At 57.7% G+C, this 17,628-nt stretch carries 17 protein-coding genes and 1 tRNA gene; 5 read left to right on the top strand and 13 right to left on the bottom strand.

The features are described 5' to 3' along the window. Positions 1-46: 46 nt before the first annotated feature. Together ABUK73_RS16340 and coaBC are read right to left on the bottom strand one after the other, a co-directional pair. On the bottom strand, positions 47-409 hold the full coding sequence (locus ABUK73_RS16340) for an MmcQ/YjbR family DNA-binding protein (RefSeq protein WP_353578202.1): 363 nt from the start codon (positions 407-409) through the stop codon (positions 47-49). Further along, complete coding sequence (gene coaBC, locus ABUK73_RS16335) at positions 406-1,611, bottom strand: bifunctional phosphopantothenoylcysteine decarboxylase/phosphopantothenate--cysteine ligase CoaBC (RefSeq protein ID WP_353578201.1); 1,206 nt, start codon at positions 1,609-1,611, stop codon at positions 406-408. Before coaBC ends, ABUK73_RS16340 begins: the two co-directional genes overlap by 4 nt. 775 nt (positions 1,612-2,386) lie before the next feature. Here coaBC and ABUK73_RS16330 point away from each other — a divergent pair. After that, a complete protein-coding gene (locus tag ABUK73_RS16330; protein ID WP_353578200.1) occupies positions 2,387-2,920 on the top strand; it encodes a retropepsin-like aspartic protease family protein in 534 nt (177 codons plus the stop codon). A 3-nt stretch (positions 2,921-2,923) separates the two neighbouring features. Here ABUK73_RS16330 and deoA read toward each other — a convergent pair whose 3' ends face one another. The 10 genes from deoA to ABUK73_RS16280 all read right to left on the bottom strand — a co-directional run bounded on the left by deoA (position 2,924) and on the right by ABUK73_RS16280 (position 12,226). Beyond that, positions 2,924-4,237, bottom strand: coding sequence for a thymidine phosphorylase (gene deoA / locus ABUK73_RS16325; RefSeq protein ID WP_353578199.1), 1,314 nt, complete (start codon positions 4,235-4,237; stop codon positions 2,924-2,926). A 6-nt stretch (positions 4,238-4,243) separates the two neighbouring features. Then, the gene (deoC, locus tag ABUK73_RS16320) at positions 4,244-5,017 is read right to left on the bottom strand and encodes a deoxyribose-phosphate aldolase (protein WP_353578198.1); all 774 of its coding nucleotides are present in this window, start codon (positions 5,015-5,017) and stop codon (positions 4,244-4,246) included. A gap of 2 nt (positions 5,018-5,019) precedes the next feature. Beyond that, the gene (locus tag ABUK73_RS16315; protein WP_353578197.1) at positions 5,020-5,820 is read right to left on the bottom strand and encodes a purine-nucleoside phosphorylase; all 801 of its coding nucleotides are present in this window, start codon (positions 5,818-5,820) and stop codon (positions 5,020-5,022) included. Then, a complete protein-coding gene (locus ABUK73_RS16310; protein ID WP_113087265.1) occupies positions 5,820-6,209 on the bottom strand; it encodes a cytidine deaminase in 390 nt (129 codons plus the stop codon). The genes ABUK73_RS16315 and ABUK73_RS16310 overlap by 1 nt, the downstream gene beginning before the upstream one ends. A gap of 3 nt (positions 6,210-6,212) precedes the next feature. Beyond that, a complete protein-coding gene (locus ABUK73_RS16305) occupies positions 6,213-7,184 on the bottom strand; it encodes an ABC transporter permease (RefSeq protein ID WP_353578196.1) in 972 nt (323 codons plus the stop codon). 5 nt (positions 7,185-7,189) lie between these two features. Further along, positions 7,190-8,293 carry an ABC transporter permease gene (locus tag ABUK73_RS16300; protein WP_353578195.1) on the bottom strand — a complete coding sequence of 368 codons (1,104 nt, stop codon included), beginning with the start codon at positions 8,291-8,293 and terminating at the stop codon, positions 7,190-7,192. Between the two features lie 19 nt (positions 8,294-8,312). After that, positions 8,313-9,818: an ABC transporter ATP-binding protein gene (locus ABUK73_RS16295; protein WP_353578194.1), complete on the bottom strand. Its 1,506-nt coding sequence runs from the start codon at positions 9,816-9,818 to the stop codon at positions 8,313-8,315. An 82-nt stretch (positions 9,819-9,900) separates the two neighbouring features. After that, positions 9,901-10,893, bottom strand: coding sequence for a BMP family lipoprotein (locus ABUK73_RS16290; RefSeq protein WP_353578193.1), 993 nt, complete (start codon positions 10,891-10,893; stop codon positions 9,901-9,903). 297 nt (positions 10,894-11,190) lie between these two features. Further along, on the bottom strand, positions 11,191-11,841 hold the full coding sequence (gene msrA, locus ABUK73_RS16285; protein ID WP_353578192.1) for a peptide-methionine (S)-S-oxide reductase MsrA: 651 nt from the start codon (positions 11,839-11,841) through the stop codon (positions 11,191-11,193). Between the two features lie 67 nt (positions 11,842-11,908). Then, a complete protein-coding gene (locus tag ABUK73_RS16280; protein ID WP_353578191.1) occupies positions 11,909-12,226 on the bottom strand; it encodes a hypothetical protein in 318 nt (105 codons plus the stop codon). Between the two features lie 234 nt (positions 12,227-12,460). On the opposite strand from ABUK73_RS16280, the gene ABUK73_RS16275 reads away from it, so the two are divergent. Next, positions 12,461-12,550: transfer RNA gene (locus ABUK73_RS16275), tRNA-Ser, on the top strand. Positions 12,551-12,779: 229 nt separating this feature from the next. Then, a complete protein-coding gene (gene rhuM / locus ABUK73_RS16270) occupies positions 12,780-13,817 on the top strand; it encodes a RhuM family protein (RefSeq protein ID WP_353578190.1) in 1,038 nt (345 codons plus the stop codon). A 38-nt stretch (positions 13,818-13,855) separates the two neighbouring features. On the opposite strand, the gene ABUK73_RS16265 is transcribed toward rhuM, so the two are convergent. Further along, complete coding sequence (locus ABUK73_RS16265; protein WP_353578189.1) at positions 13,856-15,121, bottom strand: ROK family transcriptional regulator; 1,266 nt, start codon at positions 15,119-15,121, stop codon at positions 13,856-13,858. Between the two features lie 272 nt (positions 15,122-15,393). Between ABUK73_RS16265 and ABUK73_RS16260 the strand changes: the two genes are divergently transcribed. Beyond that, positions 15,394-16,416: a sugar ABC transporter substrate-binding protein gene (locus ABUK73_RS16260; RefSeq protein ID WP_113087271.1), complete on the top strand. Its 1,023-nt coding sequence runs from the start codon at positions 15,394-15,396 to the stop codon at positions 16,414-16,416. Positions 16,417-16,552: 136 nt separating this feature from the next. Next, positions 16,553-17,617, top strand: a complete 1,065-nt coding sequence (locus tag ABUK73_RS16255) for an ABC transporter permease (RefSeq protein WP_353578188.1) — start codon at positions 16,553-16,555, stop codon at positions 17,615-17,617. Positions 17,618-17,628 lie beyond the last annotated feature (11 nt).

Genomic DNA, 17,628 nt, shown 5'->3' with positions numbered 1-17,628 from the left:
TTAAGCAGATTATAGCCTTGAGCAAACTCGCTGCGGAAACAAATAATTAAAGCGGCAACACAATCCCCAATTCCGCCCGCAGCTTCTTCGTCAGCCCAGCTGCGACCAGCTCGTAAGACCGGCGCACATAATGCTCCAGTTCTGCCGCTTCAAGCGGTGAATGGTCCGAGATTGATACCCATTTGCGCTTGGCGAAATAGGGTGCCTGGGCGATGCCTTCCAGCGAGGTGAGAATCTCGAAACTTTCTTCCGAACATTTGACGACGAGGCGCCAGTCGTCTCGTTCGCCCAGAACGGCAAAAACCTTCTCGCCCACCTTGGCGACATAGGAGTCCCATTGATCGACGAAGGAAACGCCGGGCCATTTGCCCAGGGTGGCATCGAAGCTTGTGCGGTCGAACAGGCTCATGCCAGTTTCTCCGCGATGAGGGCCGCGAGGCGTTTTGCGACTTCGGCCTTATCGAGATCAGGCCAGGCATCGATCCCGGTTTTCGAGATGATCTTTACGCTGTTGCGATCTCCACCCATGATGCCCGTCGCGGCGGAAACGTCATTGGCAACGATGATATCGGCACCTTTGCGCTCCAGCTTGGCGCGGCCATTGATCTCGACATCCTGCGTTTCCGCAGCAAAGCCGACAACGATTTTCGGCCTTTGGGCGTGATGGCCTACAGTCTTCAGAATATCCGGATTTTCCACCATTTGCAGGGCGGGCGGCTGGTCGCCGGGTTGCTTCTTGATCTTCTGATCCACAGCGGTTGCGACGCGCCAGTCGGCGACAGCGGCGACCATGACGGCGATGTCGGCGGGCAGCTGTGACAGAACGGCGTCGCGCATCTCCTCGGCACGTTCGATATGAAGGGTCGAGACACCTGCGGGATCGGCAATCGTCACCGGGCCGGAGACCAGCGTGACCTCGGCACCCAGTTCCGCCAGCGCTGCTGCAATGGCATGGCCTTGCTTGCCGGAGGAGCGGTTGGCGATGTAGCGCACGGGATCGATAGGCTCATGGGTCGGGCCGGAAGTGACGATGGCTTTTTTGCCTGCCAGCGGCCTTGGCCTGTCGTCCAGAAGCTTTTCGGCAGCCTCCACGATCTGCAAGGGCTCGGCCATGCGGCCAAGGCCTGACTCGCCTTTCTCCGCCATTTCACCTGCCATGGGGCCGATGAAGCTGATGCCATCGGCTTTCAGGGTCGAAATGTTGCGCTGGGTTGCCCTGGCCGTCCACATTTTAGGGTTCATGGCGGGTGCGACGAGCACTTTGCGATCCGTGGCCAGCAACACGGTGGAGGCCAGATCGTCGGCCAGACCGTTTGCCATCTTCGCCATGAGATCTGCGGTCGCCGGTGCGACGAGGATGAGATCGCAGTCCCGCGCCAGCCTGATATGGCCGACATCCTGTTCGTCCTGACGCGAGAACAGTTCGGTGAAAACATGGGTGGCCGAGAGTGCGCCGACGGCAAGTGGCGTCACGAATTCCTGCGCCCCGCGCGTCATCACAGGCGTCACCTTCGCGTCGCGCTCTTTCAGCCGGCGGATGAGATCAAGGCTCTTATAGGCCGCAATGCCACCGGAAATGATGAGAAGAATATGCTTGCCCGAAAGTGCCATGATGCCGACCGAATTCCTGTTTGATGGGAAACTAAGCCCTTGGCTTTCAAAGTGCAATCGCGTGAACGGCCACACATCGCTCAAGACGTGCTTCGCCGTTCACGCGGTGCGATTCACCCGTGGCATGTTTTGCTTCAACCCGGAGAACACACGCAAACGCGGGATGGGTCTCTGGTATGGTGTTGTCGTTGGCTTCCGCATTTGCGTGGCCTCTGGTCTTTCGTTCTTGCAGGCCATGTCTTGCCCAGACCGGACCGTGAATGATCCGGGCTGAGCGTGACAGGCAGTATCCGATGAACCGTCTCGCCTCGCCCTGTCCGAAAGCCGTGAATGGTCTTTCGCGTCGAGAAAATCAGGTCCACCGGTCTTACCCTGACATGGTATTCCCAATGTCTGGCCGCACGTCTGCGTCCACCCACCAGCCCTCGCCACCTCGATGTCTCGCGAAACACCTCCGCGGCGAAAGTGGAAACAGTGTGCGGCTGATTCGGAGGCCGTGAATGAAATTTCGGAAGTTTTTTTGATGTTTTTGGCGATTTAATTTTAAGCCATTGATTTTGTTATTTTATTCTATCGATCTTGATCGACGTGATAGCTGGCTGTTCGTATTTGGGACCGGGTGATCCGGATTTGAGATATCGATTAACCAAAACCCGCATTGACGCCCTCAAAGCCGCACATCAAAGGGCGCTTTCATCGGACCGTTAGCAACTTTTTCACGCCTTCTTCCCACATCATACGGCTTAAGGTGGGGCACAAGGGAAATTGAGCGAAGATGATGTCACGGGGATTTCTGTTCGCGGCGGGCGGCATCATCATTCTGGCCGTTTCAGCGCCCAAATTCCTTGAGGATTATGTCGCCATTCCCTCCGAGACGGAGGCGAACAGCGCTGCTTTACCGGTAACCAAAGCCAGCACGCCGGCGCCGCCGCCAAGTGCAGGCACGGTGACGCTGACGGCCGACAGGCGTGGCCACTATGCCGCCAAGCTTAGAATCAATGGAAAGCAGATCGAAGGGATGATCGATACCGGCGCTTCGCTGGTTGCCTTTGATGAGAGCACTGCCCGGCGGCTGGGTTATGTGCTGAAGGACAGTGACTATAAATATCAGACCTCAACCGCAAACGGCGTCAAATCCGTTGCCGTCATTACACTGGAGAGGGTCGAGCTCGGCAATATCGTTGCGCGCAACGTGCAGGCAGCCGTTTCGAAAGATGGCGGGCTGGACACGGTGCTGATCGGCATGAGCTTTCTGAAGCAGCTCAAATCCTTCAAATCGGAAAACGGCAGGCTGATTCTAACCCGATAGCGTTCAGGCACCGATGCGCGAAACGATGATCGGCTGTTCGTCGGGCGTTTCCTGCGACAGGCCATAGGCGTCAGACACGTCCTGAATGGCCATGGCTAGGCTCTCCTGCGTTGCCGCATGCACCATGGCAATCGGCTGGCCCTTCTCCACCCTCGTTCCCAAGGGCAGGATATCCGAAATGCCCACACGATGATCGATGACATCGCTTGGGTGGCGGCGACCGCCGCCGAGGCTGACCACGGCCATGCCGAGATCGCGTGTCTGGCAGGAGGATAGAAACCCGGTCTCGGTTGCCAAAACAGGCGCGATATGCGGTGCGGGTTTGAGATACTGGCCCGGCTTTTCGATGAAATCCAAGGGGCCGCCGAGGGCCGAGATCATCTGGCCGAAACGCTCCATGGCCGCGCCGGAGGCAAGCGCCTTGCGCGCCACGTCTTCGCCTTCCGAAAGACTGGAGACGACGCCGGATTGCGCGAGCATTTCAGCGGCGAAGGTGAGAACCAGTGTTTCGATGCGAGTTCCGGCCTTCTTGCCGCTTAGAAAATCTAGGCAATGCACGATTTCCAGAGCGTTGCCTGCGGCATCCGCCAAGGGCTCGTTCATATCGGTGATGAGGGCTGAGGTTTTGACGCCTGCGCCATTGGCGACGTCCACCAACGCACGGGCCAGCAGTTCCGATTCGTCGGCGCTGAGCATGAAAGCGCCACTGCCGAATTTGACATCCAGCACCAGTGTTTCCAGCCCGGCGGCCAGTTTTTTGGACAGGATGGAGGCCGTAATCAGTGGGATGGAGTCGACGGTCGCGGTCACATCTCTGATAGCATAGAGCCGCTTGTCGGCGGGGGCGAGATCGCCCGTCTGGCCGATGATGGCGCAACCGACATCTTTAACCGTGCGGCGAAACAGGGTCTCATCCGGCATCACATCATAGCCGGTAACAGCTTCGAGCTTGTCCAGCGTGCCGCCGGTGTGGCCAAGGCCACGGCCCGAAATCATCGGGACCGCCAGACCGCAAGCGGCAACGACGGGGGCGAGCATGAGCGAGACATTGTCGCCCACGCCGCCGGTGGAGTGCTTGTCGGCAATGGGTTTGCCGATATCGGCCCAGGAAAGAACATCGCCACTGTCGCGCATGGCAAGCGTCAGCGCCACCGTCTCATCCCGGTTCATGCCGCGAAAGAAGACGGCCATGGCGAAGGCTGCGGCCTGTCCTTCGGAAATCGAACCACTGGACAAACCGCTGATGAAGGCGGAAATCTCATCCGCCGTCAGCGCCTGTCCATCGCGTTTGCGGCGGATGATTTCCTGCGGGATCATGTCAGATCAATATCCGCTGGCGGACTTGGCCGGTTCGCCGCCGCCCAGCACGTTCAAAATATCGTCCAGAATGCCGGATGCGCCGAAGCGGAAGGTAGATGGCATGGCCCAGTTGGGCTGCATGATGGTTTCCGCCAGACGCAGATAAAGCGTTGCGTCTTCCACCGTGCCGATGCCACCGGCAGGCTTGAAGCCGACCTTCTTTTTGCTGTCCCTGATAGCCTGCAGCATGATGTCGGCGGCTTCCAGCGTGGCATTGACTGATACCTTGCCGGTGGAGGTCTTGATGAAATCCGCACCCTCGGCAATGGCGATTTCAGATGCGCGGCGGATAAGCGCCTTGTCCTTCAACTCGCCTGTTTCGAGAATGACTTTCAGCATAACCGGGGCAACGCAGGCCGTGCGCACGGCAGCGACCATGTCTGACACCGCGTTTTCATCGCCTGCGATGAATTTCTTGTAGGGGATGACGAGATCGATTTCATCGGCACCATCGGCGATGGCGCGTTCCGTCTCGCCAACCACGGTTGCGACATCGAGATCGCCCGAGGGGAAATTGACGACGGTTGCGATTCGGATCGAGTGATCCTTGCCGAAGGCGGCACGGGCCTGCGCCACGAAGCGCGGCCAGATGCAGATGGCGGCCGTGGTGCCATACTGCGTATGGGCCTTCTGGCACAGAGCGGCAATCTGCTCCGGCGTGCAGTCTTCCTTGAGATTGGTGAGGTCCAGCAAGGACAAGGCGAGAGCGGCGGCTTCGCGCGGGCGCTGAAGTTCCATGCTCAATTTCCTCCTGAAATCATTTCCGTTAAGATTGCGGCCAGTCTCTTGCCGCCTATGGGCGCCATGTCTTTGGTTTCTTCATGGCTCAGTTCGGCCCCGGTCATGCCGGCACCGTAATTGGTAATAACGGAAGCGGCGGCAACGCGCATCCCGAAAAAGCGCGCGAGGATGACTTCCGGCACCGTGGACATGCCAACAGCATCCGCACCCAGCGTGCGGGCCATGCGGATTTCCGCAGGCGTTTCGAAGCTTGGGCCGGAGAACCACATGTAAACGCCCGAAAACAGCGGCACGGTTGCGCGAATGGCGGCATTGCGCATGGCAAGCGACAGGTCAGCGTCATAAGCGCTGGTCATGCCGACGAAGCGGCGGTCGCTGTCTTCGCCAATCAGCGGGTTCATGCCGGAGTAATTGATGTGATCGGTGATCTGCATGACCGATCCGGGTGGCATGTCCTGTCGAACGGAGCCTGCGGAATTGGTCAGAATAAGAGACTGCACACCGATGCCTGCCAAAGCCTCGATGGCCGGGCGCATGGCGCTCGCGTCGCCCTGTTCGTAATAATGCACACGACCGGCCAGCATGATGATGGGCTGGCCACCCAGATAACCAGCGACCAGTTCGCCCGCATGGCCGGAGACGGCGCTTTCCGGAAAGCCCGGAATATCGACATAGGGAATGCGGATCGGGTCGGTCACCTCGTCCACCAGGGAGCCTAAGCCGGAGCCGAGAACCACGGCGGTGCGCGGCATCAGCCCGTTCAGCCTGTCCACGAGCACATCGATGATCGCGTGATCCATCAAGGCAGCTCTGTCTTGAAGCTGAAGGGCAGGAGTTCGTCCATGGTCATGACCTTCTGTACGCCCGCTTCGTCACAGAGATAGATCTTCGTATCGGCAGATGCGAATTCCGCGATCTTCTGGCGGCAGCCGCCGCAGGGTGGGCAGAGCGCCAGTTTCTCTGCGATGACGGCGATTTCGGTGATCTTCTTTGCCCCGCCCATGACCATGGCGCTGATGGCGGAGGGTTCCGCGCACCAGCCTTGAGGGAAGGACAGGTTCTCGATATTGGCGCCCTTGTAGATCTTGCCGTCTTCGGCGCGGATGGCAGCACCGACGGGGAACTTCGAATAGGGTGCGTGGGCAAAGGCCATGGCCTCGCGGGCGGCTTCGAAAAGCTCATGAGACATGGTTTAACGCTCCTTCGAGTAAGCAACGCCACCGGCCTTCGGCGGCTTGGCAACGCCGATGAAACCGGCCAGCAGAATGCAGGTGAGGATATAAGGCAGCGCCTGGAAAATCTGGACCGGCACTTCACCGATACCCGGAATGGCCTTGCCCTGCATGAAGTTTGCGACAGCATCCAGAAAACCGAACAGAAGGCAGGCGAACATGACCGGCACCGGCTTCCATTTGGCGAAGATCAGGGCCGCGAGCGCGATATAGCCCTTGCCCGCAGACATATTGGCGATGAAGGCGGCGGACTGTGCGACGGCCAGATATGTTCCGGCAAAGCCGCAGAGGAAACCGGCGACGATGACGGCGCGGAAGCGCATCCATGTCACGGAAATGCCAGCCGTATCGACAGCGCCGGGATTTTCACCCACCGCGCGCAGGCGAAGGCCAAAGCGCGTGCGGTAAAGCACCCACCAGGAAATCGGCACGGCGATGAAGGCGAGATAGGTGAGGATATTGTTACCCGAGATGACATTGGCATAGAGCGGGCCAATGAAGGGAATTTCCCGCATGACATCCACGCCCGGCAGAATGATGGGCGTGAAACGGCCTTCGCCAGTGATCTGCGGCGTGCGACCGCCCTGCCCAAACCATGCTTGCCCCAGAACGACGGTGAGACCAGCGGCGACGAAGTTGAGCGCCACGCCCGAGACGATCTGGTTGCCCCGGTTGGTGATGACGGCAAAGCCGTGCACAAGCGAGAAGAAGATCGACACGCCGATACCGGCGGCAAGACCCGCCCATGGATCGGCGGTGAGATAGGCAACGCATGCGGATGCGAAGGCCGCAGCCAGCATCTTGCCCTCAAGACCGATATCGAACACACCGGCGCGTTCCGAAAACAGGCCTGCAAGGGCCGTAAACAGCAGCGGAATGGTCAGGCGGACGGTCGAACCGAGAATGCTGACCAGCATATCGAAGGTTTCCATGGGCCTTACCTCTTCACAAATTGCTGATAGATCCGCACCACAGCGGGGCGGTACATATATTCGAGCGCGCCTGCAAACAGGATGACGAGACCCTGAATGACGACGATCATCTCGCGGGTGATGTTGGGCATTTCAAACGACAGATCGGCACCGCCCTGATAGAGGATGCCGAAAAGCAGAGCCGCAAAGACGATGCCAAGCGGATGGCTGCGGCCCATGAGCGACACGGCAATGCCGACAAAGCCTGCGCCACCGACGAACTCCACCTGCAAACGTGCCGACGCACCCATGACCGGGTTGAGCGCCATCATGCCCGCTAAGCCGCCAGAGATGAGCATGGCGATGATGACGGTGCGCGAATAGGGAATGCCCGCATAGACCGCAGCCGACGGGCTGATGCCGAGCGTGCGCATTTCATAACCCAGCTTCGTGCGCCAGATCAGCACCCAGACCAGAAACGCGGCAACGATCGCGATGAGGAAGGACACGTTGAAGGGCGCGGGGCCGAGTTTCAGGCCGAACATCGCCATCAACCAGTCCAGCTTCGGCAATTGGCCACCAGGCAGGAAGGTGCGGGTTTCCGGCGCCATCTTGCCGGGGACGATGAAGACGTTGACCAACAGATAGACCATCAGCGCAGCTGCGATGAAGTTGAACATGATGGTGGTGATGACGACGTGGCTGCCGCGTTTTGCCTGGAGCCAGCCGGGAATGAAGGCCCAGGCCGCACCAAACACCGCAGCACCGATGACCGCGAAGGGCATGGTGACATACCAGGGTACGTAGCGGTCCAGTGCCAGCGCGACCATGGCAGCGCCCAAACCGCCGATATAGGCCTGACCTTCCGAGCCGATATTGAACAGGCCCGCATGGAAGGCGACCGCCACCGACAGGCCGGTGAAGATGAAGCTGGTGGTATAAAACAGGGTGAAGCCGATGGCGTCACCTCGGCCCAGCGAACCTTCGATCAGAAGCCGCAATGCTGCAAAGGGATTTTCGCCAATGCCCCAGACGACAAGGCCGGAGATGAAAAAGGCGGTGACGATGTTCAGGAACGGCAGAAGGCCGTAGCTGATCCAGTTGGGAAGAGGGACGGAAGCTGTACTCATGAGCTTTAAAGCCTTTGCCTTATGCGGCGATGCCGGCCATCATCAGGCCCAGCGTTTGTTCTTCGGCTTCCGCCGTTTTTTCTCCGACGACCCGGCCCGCGAACATCACCAGAATGCGGTCCGACAAAGAGCGGATTTCATCCAGCTCCACCGAAACCAGCAGAATGGCCTTGCCCGCATCGCGCATTTCGATGATGCGGCGATGGATGAACTCAATGGCACCGATATCCACGCCACGCGTGGGCTGGCCGATGATCAACATTTTGGGATCGCGTTCGATTTCGCGCGCAACGACGATCTTCTGCTGATTACCGCCGGAGAAATTAGCGGTCTTCAGCCGGGCATTCGGCGGGCGGATATCGTATTTCTCGATCTTCTCGATGGCATCCTTGCGGATGGCTTCTGGGCTGAGGAACATGCCTTTACCGTAACGGTCATCGCGGTGATAGCCGAGGATGGAGTTCTCGTATTCCTCGAATTTCAGGACCAGACCCATATGGTGGCGATCTTCGGGAATATGGGCCAGACCCAGCTTGCGCAGAATGGCGGGATCGACCTTATCGACCGTCTTGCCGCCCATGAGAATTTCACCGGAATAGGGTTTGCGGATGCCAGCAATGGCTTCCAGCAATTCCGACTGGCCGTTACCGGCCACACCGGCAATGCCGACGATTTCGCCAGCGCGCACATCGAAGGACACATCGTCCACCATGGTCACACCACGGCTGTCCTTGACAGTGAGATTGCGGACGGAAAACAGGACTTCACCGGGGTTCGTTTCACCCTTTTCCACACGCAGAAGCACGCGGCGACCGACCATGAGTTCTGCCAGTTCCTCGACCGTCGTTTCCGAGGTCTTGCGGGTGGCGACCATTTCGCCGCGGCGCATGACCGAGACTTCATCGGTAATGGCCATGATTTCGCGCAGCTTGTGGGTGATGAGAATGACGGTCTTGCCCTGATCGCGCAGCACGCCCAAGATTTTGAAGAGGTGATCGGCTTCAGCCGGTGTCAGCACGCCGGTCGGCTCATCGAGGATGAGGATTTCGGCACCGCGATACATGGCCTTGAGGATTTCAACGCGCTGCTGAAGGCCTACCGGCAAATCCTCGATGATCGCATCGGGATTGACCTCGAGGCCGTACTCGTCTTCCAGCCGCTTCAGTTCTTTCCTGGTCGCCGCCGTGCCCTTGGCCAGCAAAGCGCCGCCTTCGGCACCCAGCATGATGTTTTCCAGCACCGAGAAATTCTCGACCAGCATGAAGTGCTGATGCACCATGCCGATGCCGGCATCGATGGCGGCCTGGCTATCCCTAATGTTGACGGGTTTGCCGTCGATGCGGATTTCACCGGAATCGGCATGGTAGAAGCCGTAGAGAATCGACATCAACGTCGATTTTCCCGCTCCATTTTCCCCGATGATGCCGTGGATCGTCCCCTTGGCAACGGTGAGATTGATATTCTTGTTGGCATGTACGGTGCCGAATTTTTTATCGATACCGACAAGCTCGATTGCAGGTTCCATCGTCAACCCAAACGTCTCCGGAGCTGGATATGAAAAGGGCGCAGCGCGGAATTCGCGATGCGCCCTGATCCGAAAAATCACATCACTTTGGGCAAGAATTGTCCGACATATAGTCGTGAACCTTGACCGTGCCAGCGATAATGTCAGCCTTTGCCTTATCGACAGCAGCCGTCATTTCCGGCGTGATCAGCGCCTTGTTGTTGTCGTCAAGTGCATAGGCAACGCCATCTTCCTTCACGCCCAGAGACGTGACGCCACCGGTGAACTTGTCGTCCTTGGTGTCCTTGAATGCGTTGTAAACGGCCAGATCGACGCGCTTGACCATGGAGGTCAAAACGGAGCCCGGATGCAGGTGGTTCTGGTTGCTGTCCACACCGATGGAGAATTTCTTGTTGTCGGCTGCGGTCTGAAGAACGCCGAGACCCGTCGCACCGGCTGCCGCGTAAATCACGTCCGCGCCCTGGTCGATCTGGTTCTTGGTCAGCTCGCCACCGCGAACCGGGTCGTTCCAGGCAGCGCCGGTGGTGCCGGTCATGTTCTGGAAGACTTCGATCTTGGGGTTGGCAGCCTTGGCGCCTTGTGCGTAACCGCAGGCGAACTTGCGGATCAACGGAATGTCCATGCCGCCGATGAAGCCGACCTTGCCGGTCTTGGATGCCATGCCGGCCAGAAGACCGACGAGGTAGGAACCTTCTTCTTCCTTGTAAACGACCGAGCGCACATTCGGCAGTTCAACAACGGAATCGACGATGACGAACTTCGTGTCGGGGAATTCTGCAGCAACCTTTTCCATGGCCGAGGTCCAGGCGAAGGAAACGGCAACAACCGGGTTGAAGCCGCGGCTTGCGAAGTTGCGAATTGCCTGTTCACCCTGCGTGTCGCTGGTCGGCTCGAAATCGCGGTATTCGGTGCCCGTCTCCGCCTTGAACTTCTCGGCGCCTGCGGCAGCAGCCTCATTGAACGACTTGTCGAATTTGCCGCCCGTGCCATAGACCAGCGCAGGCTTGATATCCGCAGCCAAAGCGGAAGCCGACATCGCGGCCAGCGCGAAAAGCGTCAGAAGGGATTTTTTCATTGTGCAGCCCTGTTGTTGCAGTTTGGTTTTTTAAAGGGTCCTCCCGCAAGCCCAGTTAAGAGCATGTCTGCGGAACTGCCAGTCTTTCTGACTGTGCGTAAGGATATCCTTGCACGGCTGCAAGAAAAATTCACCCGGTTTTTTTGACCCGGTGGAAAAACCGTTAACTGCGCGTTTTTACGGCAAATCGGCCTGTTCTGCGCAGGCAATCTGCTAAAACAACGAGCAAAAACAAAGCCCGGCGAATATGAGATATCGCCGGGCTTTGTGATGTCACGAGCGGGCGGCTCGCAAATTTTATCCAATATTGCAGCTGACGCCCGTACCGCGCAGGCCGCAATAACCACCGGGATTCTTCGCCAGATACTGCTGATGATAGTCTTCAGCATAATAGAAGATGTCCAGTGGCTCGATTTCCGTGGTGATCTCAGGGCGGTGTCCGGCAGCCTTCAAAGCCTCTTGGAACGTATCGCGGGCGGCCTTGGCTTGCGCCAGTTGCGCATCACTGGTGGTGTAGATGACGGAGCGATAGGTCGTGCCGACATCATTGCCCTGACGCATGCCCTGCGTCGGATCATGTTCTTCGAAGAATGTCTTGAGCAGAGCCGCGAGAGAAACCTTGGCGGGGTCATAGACCACCTTCACCACCTCGGCATGGCCGGTCAGCCCCGTGGTGGTTTCCTGATATGACGGGTTGCGGGTGATGCCGCCGGAATAACCGACTGCCGTTACCCAGACGCCGGGCGTCTTCCAGAACAGGCGCTCCGCACCCCAAAAGCAGCCCATGCCGAGATAGACCGTTTCCAGATTATCCGGATAAGGCTCTTTCAGCGGATTGCCATTGACGAAATGATGCTCCGGCACGGCGACGGCTTCTTCTCGACCGGGATAGGCGGTTTCCGGGGTCGGCATGGTGGTTTTCTTGGACTGGGTATCAAATCCGAACATTGCATTCTCCTTGCGCCCCTCAAGGGTCGCCATCTGGTTTCTGCATCATGTGCGTGACGAGATCGTCTCAGGCGGAAAAGCGGCCCATGACCTTCCGCTTCTTATAGCCAGCCATCCAGAACAGGAGGGAAAGGCCAAGAAGAATTGCAAAGGCAGGAACCGCAGACAGGCCGTTTGCGACCCAACGCCACGCTTCGGGGTGAATATAGTGCGCCACAAGCCCTTCTGCCATGGCAAGCGAGGCAGGAAAAAACTTCACCCAGGCATCTTGCGCGCTCAGGAGATCGACCGAGGAGGTGGAAACCGAACGGATCGAATCCAGTACGCCGACGCCGACGGCTGCTGCCAGAAAAACAAAACTGATGAACCGGAAAACCGCTTTCACGAACACACTCTCCCGATTTCCATGCAGATATCTGCCCCACAAACGCGCATCTGACCCGCGCATCCTACCCTCTGGATAAAGAGGCCGAGCATGCTTTGCAATCGCACCAATGCGAAGGATTTATTGCACAAATAAAAAAACTGTCAGATTCCGGGTTGATCCCCGCGAATTCATCGGTATATATCGCGCCGTTCCAGTGATTTGCAGTTTTCCCAAACATGCAGACGTTTAGACGGACAGGTGGCCGAGTGGTTTAAGGCGCACGCCTGGAACGCGTGTGTGCGTGAAAGCGTACCGTGGGTTCGAATCCCACCCTGTCCGCCATCCTCTTCAACAAATTGTTGATTTTTCCACATACCCACCTCTCGTTTGTCCAAGCTTTTTCGTCGTCGGGCGCGCTTGTTCTTGTTTTGATCTCGGGAATTGCTTTAAGCTGTTTTCAGCAGGTGCAGCTCTGTCGAGACCAACAGAGCTCACTAAAGCGAAACCGGCGAAGGACCGGTCGTGAGGTTGAGACTGTCGCTGTGGTACATATGCTGAAACGGGGAGTTATATGAGCGACGACATCGATGGACCTATCCACCTCTTTGAGGATGCGCAGACGGGAGACAAGTTTCTCGTTTACGGCACCGATAAAGGTCTGCGGCTGGACATCAAATACGAAGGGGACACCCTTTGGATGACGCAAGCGCAAATAGGCGAGTTGTTCGGACGCGACGTCTCCAGCATTTCCCGGCATATCACCAACATATTTGAAGAAGGCGAATTATCTGAAGCGACTTCTTTGCAAAAAGTGCAAACAACTCATGGTAGACCCGCGATCCTTTATAATCTCGACGTGGTGATATCCGTAGGCTACCGCGTATCATCAACCCAAGCGACTTTGTTCAGACGATGGGCGACGACCATTCTTGTGCAGTTCGCAAAGAAGGGTTTCGTTATTGATGCGCCTCGTCTGAAGCAGCCTGAAAACGCTTCAAGAATTGCCGAACTCAAGGAAATCATCAGAGACATTCGTTCTGATGAGGCGAATATTTATGCTGAACTTCGCAAAATTTGCGCCATGTGCCAGGACTACGACGGCTCGACTGACACCGCTCGCGAATTTTATCAGCACACGCAGGCCAAGCTTATCTTTGCCGTAGTGTCTCAAACGCCCGCGGAAATTGTTGTGTCCCGCGCAAATCACGACACGGAAAACATGGGTCTGCAAACGTGGCCCAATGACAATATTCGAAAAACGGATACGACGGTTTCCAAAAACTACCTTGCAGAAGCCGAGGTGAAAGAACTCAACAGGCTGACAACAATCCTTCTGGATATTTTTGAAGATCAGCTGGATATCGGCCGTCTGGTCGTCATGCAGGATGCTGAACGACTGTTGGAACAGCAACTGAAAGGCCTTGGCCGTCGCGTGCTACAGGATGGCGGGAGTGTCAGTTCGGCACAAGCAAAACGTCATGCGGAGGCCCAGTACGACCAGTTTGATCAGCAGCGAAAACTAGAACGGCAACAACTGGCCAAAGGCATGATCAATGAATTGGCAAGAGTTGCGAAAGCGCTGCCGAAAGCTCCACGCGGCAAAAAATAACAGGTTTCCAATCTACGCGTTTGGGAGCCGTGAAGCGCTCACTGCGAAACACGCGCATTACCCTGTTCCGCAAATCCCGCCGTTTCCTTGAACAGCACGTTCTGATCCAGCAGATATCTCGAAAACAGTGGAAGGCTTGCGCCGCCGATGGCGCGGGCCTGGCTGCCGACGGCGCCTTCGAGGATTTCTGGGACGACGACGCCTTGGAGGTCGTGCAGGTCGAGCGCCTTGCGGGTGGCGGCGGTGATGCGGGCGCGGACCCAGCTAGGGAAACCGCCGTCGATGATGACGGAGGCGAAGTCGATGATGGATGCGGCGGCGACGACGGCTTGTGCCAGTGCGGCGGCGGTGTTTTGTATCCAGCGTTCCAGCGGCTCTCCGAAATCCACCCAGTCATCCGGTGAGAACCACAACGGTTTTGGATCGATATTGCTTTCGCGCAGCATGTCTTCGAGCACAAAAATGGAAGCGATCTTGAGCAATTGCACAGTCGATCCATCCCGGCCCTGAACCGGTAGCGGGCCGATGGCACCGGCAGCGCCGGTGCGGCCCGAAAACAGGGCGGAGTTCAACACCACGCCGCCGCCGATGAAGGAGCCGATGAAAACATAGAGGAAATCCGGAGAGTTCTGGCCGACACCGAAGACCAGTTCGGCACCGCAGGCACTGGTCGCATCGTTCTGGAGGAAGACCGGATAATTTACCTGCCCGGCAATCTCCGCCCGCAAATCGACACCGCGCCAGCGGTCCATTTCCTTTTGCGGCGCGCCAACTTCCTGTGCCCAGCTCCAGAGTTCGAAGGGAGCGGCGACGCCGATGCCGGCGATCCTTTGCCGTTCACTCGGCGTCAGTCGCGCTTCCAGCTCCGCAATGCCATCGATGACGAAGGGCAATATCCATTCGGGCATGGGATAGGGGTAGGTGTTGCGGAGTTTGAGCCGGATGCGCCCGACGAAATCCATCAGCACCAGATCGACGCTGCGGCGCCCAATTTTCACACCGAAGGAAAAGACGGCATCGGGATTGAGCCGCATGGGTGTAGAGGGCTGGCCGACCTTTCCGCGCAGGGGCTCACCACGGATGAGAAGCCCGTCGTTTTCCAGCGAGCGCATGATGACCGACACGGTTTGGGCCGAAAGGCCGCTTCTGCGGGCGATTTCTGCTTTTGAAAGGCCGCTGTGGCGTCGCACCAGCGACAAAACGAGGCGCTCGTTATAGGCGCGAACGCGAACCTGGTTGGCGCCGCCACTCAAATCCGGCGCATTTGCTGCCGCGTGCTGTATCGGCTCCGCTGAGCGTGTCATTCGCATTTCCTCCCCGGCCAGCGACGTCTATGCCGTCTGGACCTATGCTCCGCAAGCACGAAGTCCGGGAAAAGCGGTGTCCTCCCACCACATTTCCCAGCGATTACGGAATTCATAAGATGCCACAAGGAATTAATAATTCAATTGGATTTATTTATTGACACTTTCTTCATTTGGTGTTTCCATCTGCGGCAGTGGCACCCGATCTTGGAGGAGAAGGGCCGCAACAGTCGCTTCACAAGAAGCACTTGTCTCATCACTGGGAGGACTACATGAAAAGCACCGTTTCCGCCTTTCTCGGCGCGCTTGCGCTTGGCGTTTCTTTTGCATCCGTGGCATCTGCCGCCGATACGTCGGTTTGCCTCATCACCAAGACAGATACCAACCCCTTCTTCGTCAAGATGAAGGAAGGCGCGACCGCCAAGGCCAAGGAAGTCGGCGTGACGCTGAAGTCCTATGCCGGTAAGATCGACGGCGATTCCGAAAGCCAGGTTGCCGCAATTGAATCCTGCATCGCCGATGGTGCAAAGGGCATTCTGATCACTGCATCGGACACCAAGGGCATCGTTCCAACCATCAAGAAGGCGCGTGACGCAGGCGTTCTCGTGATCGCTCTCGATACACCGCTCGACCCGGTCGACTCCGCCGATGCGACTTTTGCGACCGACAACCTTCTGGCTGGTAAGCTGATCGGCGAATGGGCCAAGGGCACGATGGGCGACAAGGTCAAGGATGCCAAGGTCGGCTTCCTCGATCTGACGCCTGACCAGCCGAGCGTCGACGTTCTGCGCGACCAGGGCTTCATGATCGGCTTCGGTATCGACCCCAAGGACCCGACCAAGATTGGCGATGAAGTCGATCCGCGTATCGTTGGCCATGACGTGACCAACGGCAATGAAGAAGGCGGCCGCAAGGCCATGGAAAACCTTCTCCAGAAGGATCCAGGCATCAATGTCATCCACACGATTAACGAACCTGCTGCCGTTGGTGCCTATCAGGCGCTGAAGGCCGTCGGCATGGAAAAGAACGTGCTGATCGTATCTGTTGACGGCGGTTGCCCAGGCGTGAAGTCGGTTCAGGAAGGCGTGATCGGCGCTACATCGCAGCAATACCCGCTGATGATGGCGGCCCTCGGCGTAGAAGCGATCAAGAAGTTCGCTGACACCGGCGAAAAGCCAAAGCCGACTGCAGGCAAGTCCTTCTTCGACACAGGCGTATCGCTCGTCACCGACAAGCCGGTTTCCGGCGTACCTTCGATCAGCGTCAAGGAAGGCCTGGCCAAGTGCTGGGGCTGATCCCTACCCTTCGATAAACCCATACCGGTCGGAACATCGTTCCGGCCGGTTTCGCCCAGAAGATTTCGCTGTCAGATTATCCGGCTAAAGATCGGGCGCCTTGGATGACTTGGGCTGGCGAGCGGGAGGAGAAACCATGAGCGGTATACAGGAATTCGAGCAGGTGCTTGACGGCAGCGACAAGAATGTCGCGTCGTTCGAACACCAGAAAATTTCACCCCTGAAACGCGCGCAGCATTTCCTGCACTCGACCCCGGCGGCGGTGCCGCTGATCGTGCTGATCCTGTCAGTCTGTATTTTCGGTCTGACCATCGGCGGGCGTTTCTTTTCATCCTATACGCTGACGCTGATCCTGCAGCAGATCGCCGTAGTCGGTATTCTGGGCTCTGCGCAGACGCTGATCATCCTCACCGCCGGTATCGATCTTTCGATTGGCGTGGTCATGGTCATTTCATCCGTGGTGATGGGCAATGTAGCCGTGACCTACGGACTGCCGAGCGGAATTGCGGTTCTGGCCGGTTTCGTGGTTGGCGGGCTGTGCGGTCTGTTCAACGGCTTTCTGGTAGCCGTCGTCAAATTGCCGCCCTTCATCGTAACGCTCGGATCGTGGAATATCGTCATGGCGACGAATTTCATCTATTCGGCGAACCAGACGATCCGCGATGCCGATGTTTCGCAAAACGCACCGCTTCTCCAGATTTTCGCCACCAATTTCCGCATCGGTACCGCCATCTTCACGCTCGGCGTCATCGCCATGGTGCTGCTGGTTGCCCTGCTCTGGTACATTCTCAACCACACGGCCTGGGGTCGCCACGTCTATGCCGTGGGTGACGATCCGGAAGCGGCAAAGCTTTCCGGTATTCAGACCCGCAAGGTTCTGTTGAGCGTCTATACCGTTGCAGGTGTCATCGCTGCCTTCGCAGCCTGGGTTGCGATTGGCCGAAACGGCTCCATCTCGCCCTCTGCTGCGGTGACCGACTATAACCTTCAGGCCATTACGGCGACTGTTATCGGTGGCATCTCGCTGTTTGGCGGACGTGGCTCCATTCTGGGAACGCTGTTCGGTGCCATGCTCGTGGGTGTTGTTTCCATGGGCCTCAACATGCTGGGTGCCGACCCGCAATGGAAGGTCATGCTGACCGGCTGGCTCATCATCGCTGCCGTTGCAATTGACCAATGGATCAGAAAGGCAGGCGTGTGATGACTGTTGAT

This window comes from Agrobacterium vacciniicorymbosi (genome assembly GCF_040427045.1).
In the GTDB taxonomy this organism is placed as follows: Bacteria; Pseudomonadota; Alphaproteobacteria; order Rhizobiales; family Rhizobiaceae; genus Agrobacterium.
This window is presented reverse-complemented; position numbering and strand designations above follow the sequence as displayed.